General features: G+C 43.7%; 12 protein-coding genes and 16 tRNA genes. 1 reads left to right on the top strand and 27 read right to left on the bottom strand.

What is annotated here, in order from left to right; genetic code table 11:
• Window positions 1–19: 19 nt before the first annotated feature.
• From Q7657_RS11585 to pncC, 27 genes are all read right to left on the bottom strand, one after another.
• Window positions 20–2,869: a M16 family metallopeptidase gene (locus tag Q7657_RS11585; protein ID WP_107167464.1), complete on the bottom strand. Its 2,850-nt coding sequence runs from the start codon at window positions 2,867–2,869 to the stop codon at window positions 20–22.
• 11 nt (window positions 2,870–2,880) lie between these two features.
• A complete protein-coding gene (locus Q7657_RS11580) occupies window positions 2,881–3,327 on the bottom strand; it encodes a YqaA family protein (RefSeq protein ID WP_107167465.1) in 447 nt (148 codons plus the stop codon).
• A gap of 134 nt (window positions 3,328–3,461) precedes the next feature.
• A complete protein-coding gene (locus Q7657_RS11575; protein WP_053986462.1) occupies window positions 3,462–4,595 on the bottom strand; it encodes a sodium ion-translocating decarboxylase subunit beta in 1,134 nt (377 codons plus the stop codon).
• A gap of 9 nt (window positions 4,596–4,604) precedes the next feature.
• Window positions 4,605–6,386 carry a sodium-extruding oxaloacetate decarboxylase subunit alpha gene (oadA, locus tag Q7657_RS11570; protein ID WP_107167466.1) on the bottom strand — a complete coding sequence of 594 codons (1,782 nt, stop codon included), beginning with the start codon at window positions 6,384–6,386 and terminating at the stop codon, window positions 4,605–4,607.
• A 61-nt stretch (window positions 6,387–6,447) separates the two neighbouring features.
• Window positions 6,448–6,702 carry an oxaloacetate decarboxylase subunit gamma gene (locus Q7657_RS11565; RefSeq protein WP_107167467.1) on the bottom strand — a complete coding sequence of 85 codons (255 nt, stop codon included), beginning with the start codon at window positions 6,700–6,702 and terminating at the stop codon, window positions 6,448–6,450.
• A 451-nt stretch (window positions 6,703–7,153) separates the two neighbouring features.
• Window positions 7,154–7,230: transfer RNA gene (locus Q7657_RS11560), tRNA-Arg, on the bottom strand.
• A 52-nt stretch (window positions 7,231–7,282) separates the two neighbouring features.
• A tRNA-Arg gene (locus Q7657_RS11555) sits at window positions 7,283–7,359 on the bottom strand.
• 43 nt (window positions 7,360–7,402) lie between these two features.
• Window positions 7,403–7,479: transfer RNA gene (locus Q7657_RS11550), tRNA-Arg, on the bottom strand.
• 43 nt (window positions 7,480–7,522) lie between these two features.
• Window positions 7,523–7,599: transfer RNA gene (locus Q7657_RS11545), tRNA-Arg, on the bottom strand.
• A gap of 44 nt (window positions 7,600–7,643) precedes the next feature.
• Window positions 7,644–7,720 (bottom strand) — tRNA-Arg (locus tag Q7657_RS11540).
• Between the two features lie 44 nt (window positions 7,721–7,764).
• Window positions 7,765–7,841 (bottom strand) — tRNA-Arg (locus Q7657_RS11535).
• A 44-nt stretch (window positions 7,842–7,885) separates the two neighbouring features.
• Window positions 7,886–7,962 (bottom strand) — tRNA-Arg (locus Q7657_RS11530).
• A gap of 44 nt (window positions 7,963–8,006) precedes the next feature.
• Window positions 8,007–8,083: transfer RNA gene (locus tag Q7657_RS11525), tRNA-Arg, on the bottom strand.
• 44 nt (window positions 8,084–8,127) lie between these two features.
• Window positions 8,128–8,204, bottom strand: a tRNA-Arg gene (locus Q7657_RS11520).
• Window positions 8,205–8,247: 43 nt separating this feature from the next.
• Window positions 8,248–8,324, bottom strand: a tRNA-Arg gene (locus tag Q7657_RS11515).
• Between the two features lie 43 nt (window positions 8,325–8,367).
• Window positions 8,368–8,446: transfer RNA gene (locus Q7657_RS11510), tRNA-Arg, on the bottom strand.
• Window positions 8,447–8,545: 99 nt separating this feature from the next.
• Window positions 8,546–8,637, bottom strand: a tRNA-Ser gene (locus Q7657_RS11505).
• A 48-nt stretch (window positions 8,638–8,685) separates the two neighbouring features.
• Window positions 8,686–8,762: transfer RNA gene (locus tag Q7657_RS11500), tRNA-Arg, on the bottom strand.
• 45 nt (window positions 8,763–8,807) lie between these two features.
• Window positions 8,808–8,899: transfer RNA gene (locus tag Q7657_RS11495), tRNA-Ser, on the bottom strand.
• Between the two features lie 48 nt (window positions 8,900–8,947).
• Window positions 8,948–9,024, bottom strand: a tRNA-Arg gene (locus Q7657_RS11490).
• A gap of 49 nt (window positions 9,025–9,073) precedes the next feature.
• A tRNA-Ser gene (locus Q7657_RS11485) sits at window positions 9,074–9,165 on the bottom strand.
• A 248-nt stretch (window positions 9,166–9,413) separates the two neighbouring features.
• The gene (gene csrA / locus Q7657_RS11480; RefSeq protein ID WP_005371488.1) at window positions 9,414–9,611 is read right to left on the bottom strand and encodes a carbon storage regulator CsrA; all 198 of its coding nucleotides are present in this window, start codon (window positions 9,609–9,611) and stop codon (window positions 9,414–9,416) included.
• An 86-nt stretch (window positions 9,612–9,697) separates the two neighbouring features.
• Entirely contained in the window at window positions 9,698–10,882 is a 1,185-nt protein-coding gene (locus Q7657_RS11475; RefSeq protein ID WP_107167240.1) for an aspartate kinase, read from the bottom strand.
• Between the two features lie 16 nt (window positions 10,883–10,898).
• The gene (alaS, locus tag Q7657_RS11470) at window positions 10,899–13,523 is read right to left on the bottom strand and encodes an alanine--tRNA ligase (protein ID WP_107167241.1); all 2,625 of its coding nucleotides are present in this window, start codon (window positions 13,521–13,523) and stop codon (window positions 10,899–10,901) included.
• 290 nt (window positions 13,524–13,813) lie between these two features.
• On the bottom strand, window positions 13,814–15,043 hold the full coding sequence (gene kch, locus Q7657_RS11465) for a voltage-gated potassium channel protein (RefSeq protein WP_053987325.1): 1,230 nt from the start codon (window positions 15,041–15,043) through the stop codon (window positions 13,814–13,816).
• 181 nt (window positions 15,044–15,224) lie between these two features.
• Complete coding sequence (gene recA / locus Q7657_RS11460; protein ID WP_008988027.1) at window positions 15,225–16,277, bottom strand: recombinase RecA; 1,053 nt, start codon at window positions 16,275–16,277, stop codon at window positions 15,225–15,227.
• Window positions 16,278–16,402: 125 nt separating this feature from the next.
• On the bottom strand, window positions 16,403–16,894 hold the full coding sequence (gene pncC, locus Q7657_RS11455) for a nicotinamide-nucleotide amidase (RefSeq protein WP_107167242.1): 492 nt from the start codon (window positions 16,892–16,894) through the stop codon (window positions 16,403–16,405).
• A 232-nt stretch (window positions 16,895–17,126) separates the two neighbouring features.
• On the opposite strand from pncC, the gene mutS reads away from it, so the two are divergent.
• Window positions 17,127–19,706: a DNA mismatch repair protein MutS gene (mutS, locus tag Q7657_RS11450; protein WP_107167243.1), complete on the top strand. Its 2,580-nt coding sequence runs from the start codon at window positions 17,127–17,129 to the stop codon at window positions 19,704–19,706.
• Window positions 19,707–19,814: the final 108 nt, after the last annotated feature.

The following is a 19,814-nucleotide window of genomic DNA, read 5'->3' as shown; positions in this document are numbered from 1 at the left end:
GTTGTTACCGAAAGCACGATTATTTCGTTAGGGAGAGAAGATGCACAGGTAACCCTAATGTCTTCAATTGTGGCTCTAAGCTTTTCGCATCACCAACCACAATGATTTGATAGTCTTTAGGGTCAAACCATTTTTCAGCAAGTTTATCCATCGTGGATTTGCTGATGCTATCGACAATATGATTACGTTGCGCGACAAAATCCTTAGGTAGATGATAGGCTAAAATATTACCTAATAAGGCTGCTTTTTGGCTTGGCGTTTCATAACTAAGAGCATCTTGCTGACCTACCGCTAAGCGCATAAAGTTAACCTCTTTATCAGTTAATCCAGATGTACTCATTTTCTTAAGTTCAGCTAAGAATTCTTTAATCGAAGCAACGGTAGTATTGGCGCGAACTTGCGCGTAATACACGCCTAGTCCTACCTCTTTACCACCACTGAAATAACCGCCAGCCCCATAGGTATAGCCTTTATCTTCACGTAAATTCATGTTAATACGGCTATTAAAGTTACCGGCTAAGTTAAAGTTCGCTAACTGAGTTTTAAATAGCTCACCCGTTGCATCAAATGGCATCCCCTGACGCGCTAAACGGATCACCGTTTGTGGAGCATCAGGTTTGTTCACTAACCAAATAGCTTGTTTCTTTAATACAGGTAAAACTTGTGGCGTAATACTTGGTGCTGGTGCCCCTTGCCATTGCCCAATAGGTGCTAACGCTTTCGTTAATTGAGATTGGGTAATATCCCCCACCACAACGGCATCAGCACTGTTTGGCGTGTAATAACGCTGGTAGAAATCTTTCACATCTTGCAGCGTGATACGACTCAAGGTTTGTTTCGTACCATCAGATGGGCGACTAAATACCGTTCCTTTAAATAAGACTTCTCGGGTTGCTTGGTCTGCTAACCAATCAGCACTTTGGTGCTCATAAACAATACCTTCAATCATCTGCTTTTTAAGGCGGTTAAAATCACTTTCTTTAAACGTAGGATGGAATAAACGCTGCTCCAATAACGCCATAGTTTCAGGTAAGTTTTTGGTTAATGTGCTTAGCGATATTGTGGTGCCATAAAGCCCTGCACGCACAGAAATATTACTGCCTAGTGTGTCTAACTTAGAAGCTATTTCTTCAGCTGTAAACTTCTCTGAGCCTTCATTCATCATGGCTGCAGTAAGCTCAGCTAAGCCTTCTTTATTTGCTGGATCTAAACGACGCCCAGCAGGTACTGTTAATTGCAAGCTAATGGTTGGGGTTTCTTGATACTGAGTACCAATCACTTTGATCCCATTCGCCAAGCTAAATTCATACAGCGTTGGCATTACCGCTTTAACAGGTTTTGAAGCCTTCGGCATTACTGAGCGATCAAAGTTGTCTTTAACGGTACGATACGCCAGATCTTTATCTTTGATCTTGGTGTTTTTCGGTAACACGCGAGGGGCTGGCGTATAGTTAGGTTTTGCCGCCTGAAGCTGTAATTCACCATGTGGAATAACACTTAATGTGACACTAGGATGCTGATAAATGTATTGGTTATACGCACGCATAACGCTCTGCGTATTCACTTTCTCAATGTTCGCTAGATCCGTTGAAATGTAGTTAGGGTTACCAAAAAATGTTTGGTAAGCCGCAAGTTGCGAGACCTTACCACTGACACTTTGTAAGCCATAAATCGCACTCGCTTCTACCGAACCTTTAATTTCATCCAGTTGGGCTTTTTTGATCCCTTGCTTTTCAATGCCATTAACGACTGACATCACTTCTTTACGTAGTGTATCTAAATGGCCTTTGTCACCACTTGGCGCCATCGCATACACATACATGGTACAAGCAAGCTCTGCACAATCTTGAAATGCGCCTGCATCAACGGCTTTGCCTGTTTTCACCAGTTTTTGATACAGCAAGCTATTGGTACCGCTACCGATCACTTGGCCCAACATATCTAATGATGGTTGCTCTGCTGCGCCTAAATACGCTGTCGGCCATCCCATCATTAACATTGGCTGCTTAATATTATCTTGCAGTGTAATGTAACGATCAGACGGTAATGTCACCGGTTGCTTCGGTGCATTTTTTACTTCAGGACCACGCGGAATAGAGCCAAAGTATTTATTTACCCACTCCAATGTTTGCGCTTTATTAATATCACCACCAATGGTTAAGGTAGCATTGTTTGGCCCATACCAGCGTAGGAAGAAAGCTTTAAGATCGTTAACATCAACACGATCTAAATCTTCTACATAGCCAATGGTTTGCCATGAATATGGATGGCTACGTGGATATAAAGCTTCTGCCATTTTTTCATAAATCAAACCATACGGACGGTTTTCAAAGTTTTGCGCACGCTCGTTTTTCACTGTATCACGCTGAATTTCAAACTTACGCTGAGATACCGCATCAAGTAAAAAGCCCATACGATCGGATTCAAGCCACAACACTTTTTCTAATTGATTAGCTGGTACCGTTTCAAAATAATTGGTGCGATCTCGATTAGTGCTACCATTTAAATTACCGCCCGCTTCCGTGATCAATTTGAAATGCTGCTGATCGCCAACATGTTTCGAGCCTTGGAACATCATATGCTCAAAGAAGTGAGCAAATCCTGATTTACCTTGTTGCTCCCGTGCTGAGCCCACATGGTAAGTCACATCCACATTCACTAACGGATCAGAATGATCAGGCGATAAAATCACAGTTAGCCCATTGGCTAAACGGTATTTACTATAAGGGATCACAGCTTCTCCCTTCACCGCTTTAACTTGCTCGACAAACGTTACCCCTTTCGGTAACGCTTGGGTTGATGACTGCTCTACAAATTGACTACAGCCCGTTAGTGACAGCACCGCTGCACTCAGGATCCATTTTTGCACTCTCGAATTCCTTAAAATGGTAATGATGGGAAAAGTCCCAGTACGATTGCGGCTAATGCGATATAACGTAATGTTTTTCCAATAAATATAACTACAGCACACCACCCAAAACGCATGCGTAGCCAGCCTGCTGCTAAACATAATGGATCACCAATGATAGGCATCCAACTGAGCAACAAGCTCCAGTAACCGTATTTTTTTAACCACAATAAAGCTTTATGACTCTGTTTTTGCTCGGAAGTTTTATCGGGAAGCAAAAGCCCTAACCAATAATTGGTGAGACCACCTAAGGTATTACCTATTGCAACGACAGCTACAATTTGCCAAATCGGGTTATCACCCAGCTTAACTGCCGCAATAAGATTAGCCTCAGATCCACCGGGTAACAAAGTGGCACTTAAAAAACCGGTAGCAAATAATACCCATAATCCCGTATCACCGGAAAAAAACTCAGTCATTGATTAACGCCTTAAAATATCGATAACGCAGTGTGCCATTGGACGATAATCGTTTAAACCGTTTTTATAATGCTTAAAAACGAAAAAAGGCAGCGATATGCTGCCTTTATCTTCAATAATGAATAATAGAAGTATTAACCACCAACCAGTGCTAACAAAATACCAGCTGCTACTGCTGAGCCTAATACCCCTGCTACGTTTGGTCCCATTGCGTGCATTAATAAGAAATTTTGTGGGTTTGCATCTAGACCTACTTTATTAACTACACGTGCCGCCATTGGCACAGCAGATACACCCGCCGCACCGATCAATGGGTTAATTGGCTCTTTACTAAAGCGGTTAAGCGCTTTTGCCATTAACACACCACCACCAGTACCGACACTGAATGCCACTGCACCTAGCACCAAGATACCCAGTGTTTCGATCTGAAGGAATGTCGCAGCTTCAAGTTTTGAACCAACACCTAAACCAAGCATGATAGTCACAATGTTGATAAGCTCGTTCTGTACTGTATTTGACAGACGATCCACCACACCAGACTCACGCATTAAGTTACCTAAACAGAACATACCAACCAGCGGTGTTGCTGATGGTAGGAACAAGATTGTCATTAGCAATACCGCTAATGGGAACAATACTTTTTCCGTCTTCGTAACATGACGAAGCTGCTGCATCTGAATTTGACGCTCTTCAGGTGTCGTTAACGCTTTCATGATCGGCGGCTGAATAATCGGCACCAGTGCCATATAGCTATAGGCTGCAACGGCTATTGCACCTAATAAATCAGGTGATAAGCGACTAGCAAGGAAGATAGCTGTAGGACCATCCGCACCACCAATAATAGCGATTGATGACGCATCAGCGAGCGTAAATTCCATACCCGGTATAACATTCAATACAATTGCACCGAATAAGGTAAAGAAAATACCAAACTGCGCTGCCGCACCTAATAACAAGGTTTTAGGGTTAGCAATCAAGGCACCAAAGTCGGTCATGGCACCAACACCCATGAAGATCAACAGTGGGAAAATTCCCGTTTCAATCCCCACATAATAGATGTAGTACAGTAGACCACCAGGATCGGTAAACCCAGCATTAGGGATATTGGCAAGAATGGCACCGAATCCCATCGGCAATAGCAATAACGGCTCAAAGCCCTTACGAATAGCCAAAAACAGTAGACCACACCCGACGATGATCATCACGATCTGACCAAACTCGAAGTTCGCAATCCCTGTTTCGGCCCAGAGTTTTAATAAACCTTCCATGGTTACCTCTTATGCCAAACTAATGATTGGCGAGCCAACAGTCACAGAGTCACCTTCTTTTACATGTAGTTGGTCAACGACACCGCTACGTGCTGCACGTACTTCTGTTTCCATCTTCATCGCTTCTAAGATCACTAACACATCACCTTCAGTCACTTGGTGACCCGGCTGAACGTTGATCTTAAAGATATTACCCGCTAGCGGTGCACCTACCGCCTCCGCTGCAGCACTTGGCGTAGGTGCAGCGACAGGCGCTGATGCTGGCTGTTGTGCCACTTCCACAGAAGAAAGTTCACCACCTTCTGCAACTTCAACGTTATAAACCTGACCGTTTACACGTACGCTATAGCTTTCAACCTCAGCAACCGCTTTCGCAGCAGGTGCTGCAACAACAAGCTCTTCACCCGTAGGTACTGGCTCGAAAGCATCTGGGTTGTTACGGTTTTTCAGGAAGTTAAGCCCAACTTGTGGGAATAATGCGTAAGTTAATACATCATCAACTTGCTGCTCAGCAAGTGTAATACCGTCAGCTTTCGCTTTCGCCACTAATTCATCTGTTAACGTCGATAGCTCATCAGCAATCAAATCAGCTGGACGGCAAGTAATTGGCTCAGCACCATCAAGCACTTTTGCTTGAAGCTCACTATTTACTGGCGCAGGAGCAGCACCGTACTCACCTTTTAAAATACCGGCTGTTTCTTTACTGATGCTCTTATAACGCTCACCTGTCAGTACGTTTAATACCGCTTGAGTACCGACAATTTGTGATGTTGGCGTAACTAATGGAATAAAACCAAGATCTTCACGTACACGTGGGATCTCTTCTAATACTTCATCAAAACGATCGGCTGCACCTTGCTCTTTTAACTGACTTTCCATGTTAGTCAGCATGCCACCAGGTACTTGTGCTAATAGAATACGTGCATCAACACCTTTCAAGCTGCCTTCAAATTTCGCATATTTTTTGCGAACATCACGGAAGTAGCTGGCAATCGGAGCGAATTTTTCAAGATCTAAGTTCGTATCACGACCAGTACCTTGTAGCATTGCAACGACCGTTTCTGTTGGTGTGTGACCGTAAGTTTGGCTCATTGAAGAAATAGACGTATCGAGAATATCGAGTCCGGCTTCTACTGCCTTCACAGCAGTTGCTGTTGAAAGACCCGTTGTTGCATGACAGTGTAAGGCTAGTGGAATATCACATGATGCTTTAATGCGTTTGATCAGCTCTTCGGCTTCATAAGGCTTTAGTAACCCCGCCATATCTTTAATACAAATCGAGTGGCAGCCTAGATCTTCCAAACGCTTAGCTAAATCAGTCCATGTATCTAATGTATGTACAGGGCTAGTTGTGTAAGAAATCGTACCTTGCGCATGAGCTCCGACATCAACCACAGATTTAGTTGCTTTCTCAAGGTTACGTACATCGTTCATGGCATCAAAAATACGGAAAACATCCATACCATTCGCATGTGCACGCTCAACAAACTTTTCTACAACATCATCACCATAATGACGATAACCAAGTAGATTTTGTCCACGAAGTAGCATCTGCATCGGTGTTTTTGGCATCACTTGTTTTAATGCACGCAGACGCTCCCAAGGATCTTCACCAAGATAACGAATGCACGAATCAAAAGTAGCGCCGCCCCATGTTTCTAACGACCAATAACCCACATCATCAAGTTGAGCGGCAATTGGCAACATATCTTCAAGGCGAAGACGGGTAGCAAATAAAGATTGGTGTGCATCACGCAATACCACATCGGTGATAGCTAGAGGCTTGGACATGTTCAAAACTCCTTGTAAGAATAAGTGTCCTAAAATCAAAACTGTGTATTAGTTGGAAATATCAGCTCGAGCTTTTCGCTTGGCGATACTGATGCACAGCGGCTGAGATCGCTGCAATCACATCAGGTTTAATACCGTTTTGATTTGGGATCACTGCCGATTTGGCAGTTTGAGGCGCTTCAATTGGCTCTGCTGGCGCAAGTTTTGCCAACAATTTCACCAAAAAAATAAGGATTGATAGAAAGACAAATACAACAACCATTCCTGTTGCCATAATTACCGCTGCTTGCCACAGCGTATCTCCCAGATCAGTCATCATAAATTCCTTCTAATTGTGACCGTAGTGTTAACGATTATCATGACAATAAAAAACAAGTCAAATCGATTAATAAAAATTGATTAAATTTGCAACATTAGTCTAATTTTTACTCGTTATAAACGTAATTATCAGTTTTTATTGCAGAATTTCTTTACATGCAGCCACGATATGAATGGTGATACATATATATTAAAGAAAAAGTTTTAACACACTGATATTTAATAAAAAGAAAAGAAAAATAATAAATTTATAAGAGTGGGATATAAGCTTAAAATGAGGAAATTAGCATGATAAATAATGAGTTAGATACCCTTATTGATTCTAAGTAAATAAAAGACTAGTTCTATTATTCTCACAAAGAATAGAGCCTTAATAGAATAAATAATGAATGGAAATGAAAAGCAGCAGATATGAAAAAAGCCCAGCCAGAGGCTGAGCTTTTAAACAATGGTGCGCGCGGGAGGATTCGAACCTCCGACCGCCTGGTTCGTAGCCAGGTACTCTATCCAGCTGAGCTACGCGCGCACTAAATCGGTGTTGCAGTAACAAGCATTAAAGCTCATCACGTTAAATAATGTGGTGCGCGCGGGAGGATTCGAACCTCCGACCGCCTGGTTCGTAGCCAGGTACTCTATCCAGCTGAGCTACGCGCGCACTGAGTTGTTTAATTATTTAGTCTTCTTTAAACAGGAGAAGATGGTGCGCGCGGGAGGATTCGAACCTCCGACCGCCTGGTTCGTAGCCAGGTACTCTATCCAGCTGAGCTACGCGCGCACTGAGTTGTTTAATTATTTAGTCTTCTTTAAACAGGAGAAGATGGTGCGCGCGGGAGGATTCGAACCTCCGACCGCCTGGTTCGTAGCCAGGTACTCTATCCAGCTGAGCTACGCGCGCACTGAGTTGTTTAATTAGTTTAGTCTTCTTTAAACAGGAGAAGATGGTGCGCGCGGGAGGATTCGAACCTCCGACCGCCTGGTTCGTAGCCAGGTACTCTATCCAGCTGAGCTACGCGCGCACTGAGTTGTTTAATTAGTTTAGTCTTCTTTAAACAGGAGAAGATGGTGCGCGCGGGAGGATTCGAACCTCCGACCGCCTGGTTCGTAGCCAGGTACTCTATCCAGCTGAGCTACGCGCGCACTGAGTTGTTTAATTAATTTAGTCTTCTTTAAACAGGAGAAGATGGTGCGCGCGGGAGGATTCGAACCTCCGACCGCCTGGTTCGTAGCCAGGTACTCTATCCAGCTGAGCTACGCGCGCACTGAGTTGTTTAATTAATTTAGTCTTCTTTAAACAGGAGAAGATGGTGCGCGCGGGAGGATTCGAACCTCCGACCGCCTGGTTCGTAGCCAGGTACTCTATCCAGCTGAGCTACGCGCGCACTGAGTTGTTTAATTAGTTTAGTCTTCTTTAAACAGGAGAAGATGGTGCGCGCGGGAGGATTCGAACCTCCGACCGCCTGGTTCGTAGCCAGGTACTCTATCCAGCTGAGCTACGCGCGCACTGAGTTGTTTAATTATTTAGTCTTCTTTAAACAGGAGAAGATGGTGCGCGCGGGAGGATTCGAACCTCCGACCGCCTGGTTCGTAGCCAGGTACTCTATCCAGCTGAGCTACGCGCGCACTGAGTTGTTTAATTGTTTAGTCTTCTTTAAACAGGAGAAGATGGTGCGCGCGGGAGGATTCGAACCTCCGACCGCCTGGTTCGTAGCCAGGTACTCTATCCAGCTGAGCTACGAGCGCGCAGAACTTTCTTTTCAGAAAGGTATTCCTTTTAGCTATAAAAGGAAATAATGCAGTCGCCAAACCTTACCTTGCGGTAATCCTTGACAACAGCAATTAAATGGCGGTGAAGGAGGGATTCGAACCCTCGATACGGGATAAACCGTATACTCCCTTAGCAGGGGAGCGCCTTCAGCCTCTCGGCCACCTCACCACTCAAATCGGTGCGAATAACAAGTGTAAAACTCGTCACTCTAAATAATGGCGCGCTCGGGAGGATTCGAACCTCCGACCGCCTGGTTCGTAGCCAGGTACTCTATCCAGCTGAGCTACGAGCGCGCAGATGTCTTTGCAGACTTACCTCTTTTAAAAAGAGGTAATAAATGGCGGTGAAGGAGGGATTCGAACCCTCGATACGGGATAAACCGTATACTCCCTTAGCAGGGGAGCGCCTTCAGCCTCTCGGCCACCTCACCACTCAAATCGGTGCGAATAACAAGTGTAAAACTTATCACTCTAAATAATGGTGCGCGCGGGAGGATTCGAACCTCCGACCGCCTGGTTCGTAGCCAGGTACTCTATCCAGCTGAGCTACGCGCGCACTGAGTGTCATTTAAGACATTCTTATTTAAGAAATTAAACAAGAAAAATGGCGGTGAAGGAGGGATTCGAACCCTCGATACGGGATAAACCGTATACTCCCTTAGCAGGGGAGCGCCTTCAGCCTCTCGGCCACCTCACCGTCTTTCGGGGGCTCATATTACTGTCAGCCAAAAATAAGTCAAACACTTTATTGATAAAAAACGACAATCTCTGACTGCATGCGTACTTAATAGCCAATGAGATAATTTATACAACGTAAGCGTTAAAATATTCACTCATTTTTAACTTATTTGCTGCTATTTCCTGTGCCAATTAAATAAATATTTTAAATAACCACATACGACAGGTACAAAAAAGGCCAGGCTTTTATACCTGACCTTTTTCAAATTAATAGTTGCCAGAACCCTGAGAGTCAGTTTCTTTTTCCGCTTGAATTCGCATGTAGATTTCTTCGCGGTGAACAGATACTTCTTTAGGTGCATTAACACCAATACGTACTTGGTTACCTTTAACACCTAAAACAGTAACGGTAACTTCGTCACCGATCATTAGAGTTTCACCTACGCGACGTGTCAAAATTAGCATTTATGTGCTCCTTGAGTCATCTCAATCTTATAAGAATTTAACGTTTATTATCCAATATTATTTACGTTTTCGTAAATAGCCACTGCTCAAGAAACAGCGAGATATGATCGATTATCCAGACTTTGGCTATCAACCACAAACTTTTTATGGATTAAATCTACAGCAGCGACATGATCTTCATCATCAATCAACAAAGATAAACACTTAGCGTCACCCTGATAAGTATGCACTTTAATGCTAGCCTCTTTTAACACTTTTTGGACGGCATCCAAACAATGTTGTGTTCCATCCCCAACAAGAGACAGAATCGAGACCATACCAATATGGCGCATTTTACTATCAAAAACTAGCTTCAAACGCGCAATATCATCATTTGCAGCAACTATTTGTGATTTATTCTCGTCACTACTGTGATCAAGGATCCACACGGCTAATCCAAATAATGATATTTGCTTATTCAGCTCTGTTTTTGGTAGCGCGATCTCCAGCAATACATGCTGCTTTTGTAGCGCGACACCTATGATAGTTGATGAAACCATACTATCAAAATTTACTAGTGTTCCTTCGCCTTCATCGAAAGATGAAAGCACTCGAAGTGGAACACGATGCTGACAGGCATACTCTACAGACTGCAATTGTAGCACTTTCGCACCTAAACGTGCCATTGACGTCATATGGTCAAAGTGGATCACATCTAGTCGTGTTGCTGTAGGAACGATTCTCGGATCAGTGGAGTAAACACCATCGACATCGGTAAAGATCTGACATTCGTCGGCATCTAACGCACTTGCAATAGCAACCGCAGTGGTATCAGAGCCACCACGTCCCAATGTCGTGATGTTACCTTCAACATCACGACCTTGGAAACCCGCAACGATAACAATGTTATCGTTGCTAAGTAATGCTGTCATTCGTTGCGTTTCTACTTCACGAATAGTGGCATTATTAAATGCATTATCAGTTCGAATAACAACCTGATCAGCTGTCAACGATACCGCACTGTAGCCACGTTTATTCAATGCCATGGCTAACAAGGCAATTGACACCTGCTCGCCCGCAGCAAGCAGAACATCAAGCTCGCGCGGTGTTGGTACTTCGTCAATTTGCTTGGCTAGACCTAATAAACGATTGGTCTCCCCTGCCATAGCAGAAAGAACAACGACAACTTGATGGCCAGACTGGCGTGCTTTGATCACACGCTCAGCCACCGCTTCAATTCGCTCAATAGAGCCAACCGATGTTCCACCAAATTTCTGCACTAATAGTGCCACATTACCTCTCCAGTGATTACAGTTTGTCAGCTAGCCATGGTGCAACGGTTTCTAGTGCTGCAGGCAATGCTGCTGCGTCTGTACCACCTGCTTGCGCCATATCAGGACGACCGCCGCCCTTGCCGCCAACTTGTTGAGCAACTAGGTTAACTAGTTCACCCGCTTTAACTTTGCCAACAAGATCTTTTGTTACACCAGCAATTAAGCCAACTTTATCGTCGCTTACATTACCTAGTAAAACTACACCACTACCTAGCTGATTCTTTAATTCATCAACCATACCACGTAGGGCTTTGTTATCAGCACCGTTAAGTTTTGCGATTAAAACTTTAACGCCGTTGATCTCTTGCGCTTGGTTGATAAGGTTTGCGCCTTCTTGAGCCGCTAGCTTATCTTTTAATTGTTGAATTTCTTTTTCTAGTTGCTTGCTGTGAGAAACTAATGCTTCCACTTTGCTAACAACTGATGCTGAATCTGATTTCACTAGGCGAGCTGTCTTAGCAAGCATTGCATCTTCAGTGTGCATCGCTTCGATTGCAGCAGCGCCTGTTACCGCTTCAATACGACGAATACCTGCAGCGATACCACTCTCAGATAGGATCTTAAATAGACCAATATCACCAGTGCGAGTAGCGTGAATACCACCACAAAGCTCAGTTGAGAACTCACCCATGCTTAATACACGAACTTCGTCATCGTACTTCTCGCCAAACAGTGCCATTGCACCTTTCGCTTTCGCCGCTTCGATGTCCATGATGTTGGTTTCAATCGCGTGGTTAGCACGGATTTGATCGTTAACCATGATTTCAACTGCACGTAGTTGCTCAGGTTTAACGGCTTCTAGGTTAGAGAAGTCAAAACGTAGACCATCAGCTTTTACTAATGAACCTTTCTGAGCGACATGCTCACCTAAAATGTTACGCAGTGCTGCGTGCATTAGGTGTGTTGCTGAGTGGTTTAGGCTAATTGCTGCACGGCGCGCTGAATCTACAGATGCTGTTAGTTTTTGACCAACAGTTAGCGTACCTTCAGCAACTTGACCTTTATGACCAATAGCTGCACCGAACTTTTGCGTGTCAGCAACGTTGAACAGTACACCTTCAGCAGTAAGAATACCGCTATCACCACATTGACCGCCTGACTCTGCGTAGAATGGTGTATTCGTTAGTACAACTAACGCATCTTCACCTGCATTTACGCTATCAACAGCAACGCCATCACGGTATAGGGCAACAATTTCACCTTCGCCGTCTGTTGCGCTGTAACCACAGAATTCTGTTTCAGCATCAACTTTGATTGCATCGTTGTAATCAACACCAAAGTTACCCGCATCACGAGCACGTTGACGTTGTTCTTCCATTGCCGCTTCAAAACCTTCTTCATCGATAGAGAAGCCACGCTCACGAGCAACATCGTTGGTTAAATCAGCTGGGAAACCGTACGTATCGTATAGTTTAAATACAGTTTCACCATCAAGCACTTTACCGTCTAAGTTATCTAGTGCTTCGTTAAGAATTGTCAAACCACGGTCAAGAGTACGACCAAAGTTGTCTTCTTCAATCTTAAGTACTTTTTCTACGAGTTCTTGCTGTGTTTTTAGCTCTTCACCAGCAGTACCCATGATGTCAGCTAGCGGGCCAACAAGCTTGTAGAAGAACGCACCTTGTGCACCTAGCTTGTTACCGTGACGTACTGCGCGACGGATAATACGGCGTAGTACATAACCACGACCTTCGTTTGATGGCATAACACCGTCAGAGATCAGGTAAGCACATGAACGGATGTGGTCAGCAACAACGCGTAGTGACTGGTTAGATAGATCGTCAAAACCGATCACTTTCGCCGCTTCTTTAATTAGCGTTTGGAAAATATCGATTTCGTAGTTTGAGTGAACGCCTTGCATGATTGCAGCAATACGCTCAATACCCATACCTGTATCAACAGAAGGCTTAGGTAGCGGCTCCATTGTGCCGTCAGCTTGACGGTTGAACTGCATAAATACGTTGTTCCAGATCTCGATGAAACGGTCACCATCTTCTTCAGGTGTGCCTGGACGGCCACCCCAGATGTGATCACCGTGATCGTAGAAAATCTCTGTACATGGACCACAAGGACCTGTGTCACCCATCTGCCAGAAGTTGTCAGATTCAAAAGGCTTACCACCTTTCTTATCACCGATACGCACGATACGATCAGCAGGAATACCTACTTCTTTGTTCCAGATATCAAATGCTTCGTCATCCGTTTCATAAACGGTAACAACAAGGCGATCAGCAGGAAGCTTAAGTACTGATGTTAAGAATTCCCAAGCGTATGCGATAGCGTCATGCTTGAAGTAATCACCAAAGCTGAAGTTACCTAACATTTCAAAGAATGTGTGGTGACGCGCTGTAAAGCCTACATTTTCAAGGTCGTTATGCTTACCGCCTGCACGTACACAACGCTGTGCCGTTGTCGCTCGCGTGTAGCTGCGCTTTTCTAAACCTAAGAAAACATCTTTAAATTGGTTCATACCCGCGTTTGTGAACAACAATGTTGGGTCGTTCGCAGGTACAAGAGAGGAGCTTTCCACGATTTGGTGGCCTTTGCTCTCGAAAAACGCAAGATACGCACGGCGGATCTCATCAGTGCTCATGTACATTGGCAAATCCTGAATTAATGCTTTTATTGAAAGACAGAAAATCATACTTAGGTGATCTTCTAACTCACCCTTTATTGGTGCGTAATACACACTTTTGATAAAAGGCTGAGTTGAGTAATCGAACTAAGATAAATTTTTTGGGGACCATTGTAAAACAACGGCGGCAATAACAGGAAATGTTATGTGGACAAATGCATTAAATAATCGAAATCTTTAATGCATTTGTCTGTGTAATTCTCTCGATTGAATGAGATTTACAATGAATAAAGCAGATAGTGGCAAGTTAGTCGCTATTTCGAAATTTCTTTTTCAGACAATCCCTGCACTGAATTGAGCAATGATGAAACAATAGAATCACTATCAATACTTTCACCATTAAGTACCCGAGCCAGAATATCACTCGCAAACTGCTGTGGTGAAATCACAATATCTGGATTAACGCTTTTTACTTTATTGATATTTTTACTGTCGTTAACCAACGCAACAGTCCGTGCATTGCTATCGAGTTCAATTGCAGATAGCACAATAAACGCGTTATCGGCATCATCATCACTCAGTGCCAAGATAGCTTTGGCATTCATCACACCCGCTTGCGTTAATATCTCACCATCACTGTAATCACCAACCACAACATCAAGATCTTCAAGCAAATCTTTCGCTGCTTGCTGCGTACGCGGAGAGACAATCACGGTGATTGGCTGTTTGCGTGATGACAGTTGTTTAATGGTATTCACTGCAAGGCTTGATAAGCCACAAATAATAAAATGATTGGTTCTATTCATCTTTTTGCTATTACCTTTAACGAGTCGTTCAAAACCACTATGAACAACCGGGCCTAATACGGATGTTGCCGATGTTGCAAACACGGTAATACCGGAAACAATCACAGAAATGGTAAATAATCGCGCAGGCTCAGAAACCGGAACAATATCACCGTACCCCACTGTCGACATGGTTTCTATCGCATAATAAAACGCTGTAAGCAATGAAGTGATCTTAGGTTCAAAGCCATCGCCAAAGTACAACGCACCATAGGTTGAGGTGAGCATCAAGGTGATCACACTGATCAACGCAAAAATACTACCTGCCGCAACACTGCTTCTTGAGAAATGACGTCTAACTAAAAATAAAATAACCAATGAAATCAAACCATAATGAATATTATAAGTTTGATCTGGGTGGATATGTGCCGTATAGAGGGTATCGATGATCATCAAGGTAAAGCTGATCATCCATGAGATACGGGCTCGGAAAAATAAGCCTATTGAGCTTAGTGCAATAAAGACACCCAACATGAAATATGGGGCATTAGTTAAAAACGTATGGTTGATTTGCTCGTAATTTTTAACGTTAAAAATAGCAATAACATCAACCGGCAAACCATAAATGGTGTGGAATATAAGACCACTATTGGCAAGGACAAATAGCGCGACAAAAATATGTCTAATGCTATAAAGCCATAACGCAAAACGGCGTAGAGTACGTCCAATCCAACGCAGTAATGAAAAACCTTCTTTCACCTAACACACACCTACAAAGTATTATCAACAACTTACATTCACAGTTTAGTAAATAAAAAATGATGTTCAGGTATATTAGATCAAAAACCAGCTAATGACAGGGATTTAAATGTCTATTTTCAAAAACAAAAGATATAAAAAAACCCAACCTGTTGGCTGGGTTTTCACGATTAAAGACGTCTTAGAATGCTTCGTCTTCTTCGATATCCATGTTGTCTTGCGCTTCAGATGTTTCGCCTTCCGTTACTGGGCTAAGTAATAACTCACGTAACTTAGCTTCGATCTCTGCTGCTGTCTCTGGATTCTCAGTTAAGAACTTACACGCATTTGCTTTACCTTGGCCGATCTTATCGCCCTTATAGCTGTACCAAGCACCTGCTTTTTCTACTAGCTTGTGCTTAACACCTAGGTCAACTAGCTCACCGTTACGGTTAAAGCCTTGACCGTAAAGGATCTGTGTATCAGCTTGCTTAAATGGTGCTGCAATCTTGTTCTTAACTACTTTAATGCGCGTTTCATTACCAACAACTTCGTCACCTTCTTTGATAGCGCCAGTACGACGGATATCAAGACGAACAGATGCGTAGAACTTCAGTGCGTTACCACCAGTAGTGGTTTCTGGGTTACCAAACATCACACCGATCTTCATACGGATCTGGTTGATGAAGATACACATACAGTTAGACTGCTTTAGGTTACCTGTTAGCTTACGCATTGCTTGAGAAAGCATACGTGCTTGTAGGCCCATGTGTGAGTCACCCATTTCACCTTCGATTTCAGCTTTCGGTGTTAGTGCGGCAACGGAGTCAACAACGATAAGATCAACAGCACCAGAGCGTGCTAATGCATCACAAATCTCTAATGCTTGCTCACCCGTATCTGGCTGAGAAACTAAAAGCTGATCGATATCTACACCCAACTTTTGTGCGTAAATAGGATCCAGTGCGTGTTCAGCATCGATGAAAGCACAGGTTTTTCCTTTACGCTGAGCTGCTGCAATCGTTTCAAGTGTTAAGGTTGTTTTACCTGAAGATTCAGGACCGTAGATTTCTACGATACGACCCATTGGTAAACCACCAGCACCCAGTGCAATATCTAAAGATAGGGAGCCGGTTGAAATTGTTTCGATATCCATAGTACGGTTATCACCCAACTTCATGATTGAACCTTTACCGAACTGCTTCTCAATCTGGCCTAACGCTGCGGCAAGAGCCTTTTGTTTGTTGTCGTCCATTCGACTCTCCAACGGATGCTAAAATGAAATTTCTGAACTGTTTGAATGCAGACTAGTATACTGTCTATTCATACAGTGTCTATAGATGACTACATTTTTTTTGTTAAATATGCGTCAGCCCACTTTTACTCATTCACGCTTTTTACTCGCTCCAGCATGACAGACAAGGCTTTAGCAATCGCTTGTAATCTTACTGATTTTCGATCACCTTCAAAATGACAACAAATTGTATGTCGCCAATCTGTACTATCAGCCCATGCAAACCACACCGTGCCAACAGGCTTTTCAGCAGTGCCGCCATCAGGACCAGCAATACCACTGATTGCCACACTGATATCAGCCCGAGATGCCGCTAATGCACCACAAGCCATTTCAAATACAACGCCTTCACTGACAGCACCAAACTCTGCCAGTGTCGCACCTGAAACGCTCAACATCTCTTGCTTTGCTTCATTACTATAAGTGACAAATGAGCGGTTGAACCATGCAGAGCTACCAGGAATTTCAGTAATGGCATAAGCGACCCCACCACCGGTACATGATTCTGCAGTTGTCGCAATCCAACCTTTATCTTTTAAGGCTAGTCCTAAATCAGTGGCCAGCTGTTCAATATTCATTTGTTGCTCCTTGCTAATACGATTAATGGTGGTGCATAAAAGCATGACTTCATCATACTCAATGCAATTAATTTTGTGACTTTACGCCTAACAACTACCATTGCAAATATCTTAAAAAAACTCGCTATCCCGCTTTGCCCTATTAGCGGATTCACGTATCCTTAGCGGTCAAAATTCATTGGTCATGCTGTCAATTTAGCATGACATAGTTCAAGCAAGAGTAGGCAATATCGTGACGATAAAAGGCTTAGAAAAACATACACCTATGATGCAGCAGTTTTTGAAAATCAAAGCTGAGAACCCTGACGTTTTACTGTTCTATCGAATGGGTGACTTCTACGAGATGTTTTTTGATGATGCGAAGCGCGCCTCTCAACTGCTTGATATCTCATTAACAAAGCGTGGCTCTACCAATGGCGAGCCTATCCCTATGGCGGGTGTGCCTTACCACGCAGTAGAAGGCTACCTAGCCAAGCTGGTACAACAAGGCGTTTCTGTCGCTATTTGTGAACAGATCGGCGATCCTGCAACAAGCAAAGGCCCGGTAGAGCGTAAAGTGGTTCGTATTGTCACGCCAGGTACTGTCAGTGATGAAGCCTTACTTAATGAGCGTCGTGACAACTTAATTGCTGCAATTTACACCGAAAATAACAAATTTGGCTACGCAACCTTAGATATCACATCTGGCCGCTTCATGCTCACTGAGCCTGCTAGTGAAGAAGAAATGCAAGCTGAGCTTCAGCGCACTAGCCCTGCTGAACTGCTTTATCCAGAAGATTTCACTTATCTGCATTTAGTTGAACCGTTTAAAGGTAAGCGTCGTCGTCCTATTTGGGAATTTGAATTAGACACTGCACGTCAGCAATTAACCCTGCAATTTGGTACTCGTGACTTAGTCGGTTTCGGCGTTGAAAATACAGAACTTGGTTTATGTGCGGCAGGCTGTTTGATGCAATACGTTAAAGATACCCAACGTACTGCACTACCCCATATTCGTGCGATCACGTTAGATACTAAAGATCATGCTGTGATCTTAGATGCCGCTACACGTCGTAACCTAGAGCTGACGCAAAACTTAGCTGGCGGTTATGACAACACACTGGCATCGGTACTTGATCAAACTGCAACACCAATGGGAAGCCGTTTACTGAAACGTTGGCTCCACCAGCCTATCCGAGATCAAAAACAACTTAATGGTCGTTTAGATGCTATTGAAGCATTTAAAGACAGCGGTATGTTTGTTGATGTCGCTGGTGTACTACGTCATATGGGTGACTTAGAACGTATTTTGGCACGTTTAGCACTGCGCTCGGCACGTCCTCGTGACTTAGCCCGCATGCGTACCGCCATGCAATATCTGCCAGAATTAGCTGAACTATTAGCTGAAGTACCACAAGCTCGCATTAGTGATTTAGCGACGTACGCCGCTCCAATGGATGAACTATGCGAACTGCTTGAACGTGCAATCATTGAAAACCCACCAGTGATCATCCGTGATGGTGGCGTATTAGCACCGGGCTATAATGCAGAGCTTGATGAGTGGCGTGATCTCGCTGATGGCGCAACCAAATTCTTAGAAGAATTAGAAGCTAGTGAACGTGAGCGTCATGATATTGATAGCTTGAAAGTGGGCTTTAACCAAGTACACGGTTTCTTCATTCAAGTCAGCCGTGGTCAAAGCCACTTAGTACCAAACCACTACGTGCGTCGCCAAACGCTGAAAAATGCCGAGCGTTATATTATCCCTGAGCTTAAAGAGCATGAAGACAAAGTACTTAACTCAAAATCTAAAGCACTCGCATTAGAGAAAAAGCTATGGGAAGAGCTATTTGATCAACTACTGCCACATCTTGAGCAACTGCAAAATGCAGCAAGCGCCCTTTCTGAACTTGATGTTTTAACAAACCTTGCTGAACGTGCCGATAGCCTCAATTACTGTCGTCCAGAATTAATGGAACAAACAGGGATTGAGATCACTGCAGGTCGTCACCCTGTGGTTGAACATGTGTTAAGTGAACCGTTTATCGCTAACCCTATTTCGCTGCATCAAGATCGCCGCATGTTGATCATTACCGGTCCTAACATGGGTGGTAAGTCAACTTACATGCGTCAAACCGCATTGATTGCGTTAATGGCACATGTGGGCTCTTTTGTACCAGCAGAAGCAGTGAAAATTGGTCCACTAGATCGTATCTTTACCCGTATTGGTGCCTCTGATGACTTAGCTTCTGGTCGCTCAACCTTCATGGTTGAAATGACGGAAACGGCGAATATTCTTCATAACGCCACCCAGCAAAGCTTGGTGTTAATGGATGAAATCGGTCGTGGTACCAGTACTTACGATGGTCTATCACTTGCATGGGCAAGTGCTGAATGGCTGGCAGATAAGATCTCTGCCATGACATTATTCGCCACTCACTACTTCGAGCTAACAGAGTTGCCTTCACTATTAACCGGATTGGCGAACGTTCACCTCGATGCTGTCGAACACGGTGATGAAATTGCCTTCATGCATGCCGTTCAAGAAGGTGCTGCGAGTAAGTCTTACGGTCTGGCGGTAGCGAGTTTAGCCGGTGTTCCGAAATCTGTGATCAGGCGAGCTAAGATCAAGCTGCAACAACTAGAAGCATCAGGTCACCAACAAGCACTTCAACCTGACACTTTAGCCTCACAAGCACCAAAAGAAGAGCATCAATTAAGTTTGATCCCAGAGCCGAGTGAAGTGGAAGAAGCATTGGCGAATGTGAATCCAGATGATTTAACCCCACGCCAAGCCTTAGATGAGTTATACCGATTAAAAGCACTGCTTTAATCTTTAACTCATTCAACAGAAACAAAAAAGGACGCTTCTGCGTCCTTTTTTCTTATTACTATTTCAATGTATTTAGAAGGAGGTAAAAAGGTTACATTGAATCGAGTA

Source organism: Candidatus Photobacterium acropomis (genome assembly GCF_030685555.1).
GTDB lineage: Bacteria > Pseudomonadota > Gammaproteobacteria > Enterobacterales > Vibrionaceae > Photobacterium > Photobacterium lucens.
This window is presented reverse-complemented; position numbering and strand designations above follow the sequence as displayed.

Bases quoted from the DNA above. Each gene is read 5' to 3' on its own strand.
- Q7657_RS11575 (WP_053986462.1), bottom strand. From the start codon at position 4,595: ATGGAAGGTTTATTAAAACTCTGGGCCGAAACAGGGATTGCGAACTTC.
- csrA (WP_005371488.1), bottom strand. From the start codon at position 9,611: ATGCTAATTTTGACACGTCGCGTAGGTGAAACTCTAATGATCGGTGAC.
- oadA (WP_107167466.1), bottom strand. From the start codon at position 6,386: ATGTCCAAGCCTCTAGCTATCACCGATGTGGTATTGCGTGATGCACAC.
- alaS (WP_107167241.1), bottom strand. From the start codon at position 13,523: ATGTACATGAGCACTGATGAGATCCGCCGTGCGTATCTTGCGTTTTTC.
- pncC (WP_107167242.1), bottom strand. From the start codon at position 16,894: ATGAATATTGAACAGCTGGCCACTGATTTAGGACTAGCCTTAAAAGAT.
- Q7657_RS11565 (WP_107167467.1), bottom strand. From the start codon at position 6,702: ATGACTGATCTGGGAGATACGCTGTGGCAAGCAGCGGTAATTATGGCA.
- recA (WP_008988027.1), bottom strand. From the start codon at position 16,277: ATGGACGACAACAAACAAAAGGCTCTTGCCGCAGCGTTAGGCCAGATT.
- Q7657_RS11580 (WP_107167465.1), bottom strand. From the start codon at position 3,327: ATGACTGAGTTTTTTTCCGGTGATACGGGATTATGGGTATTATTTGCT.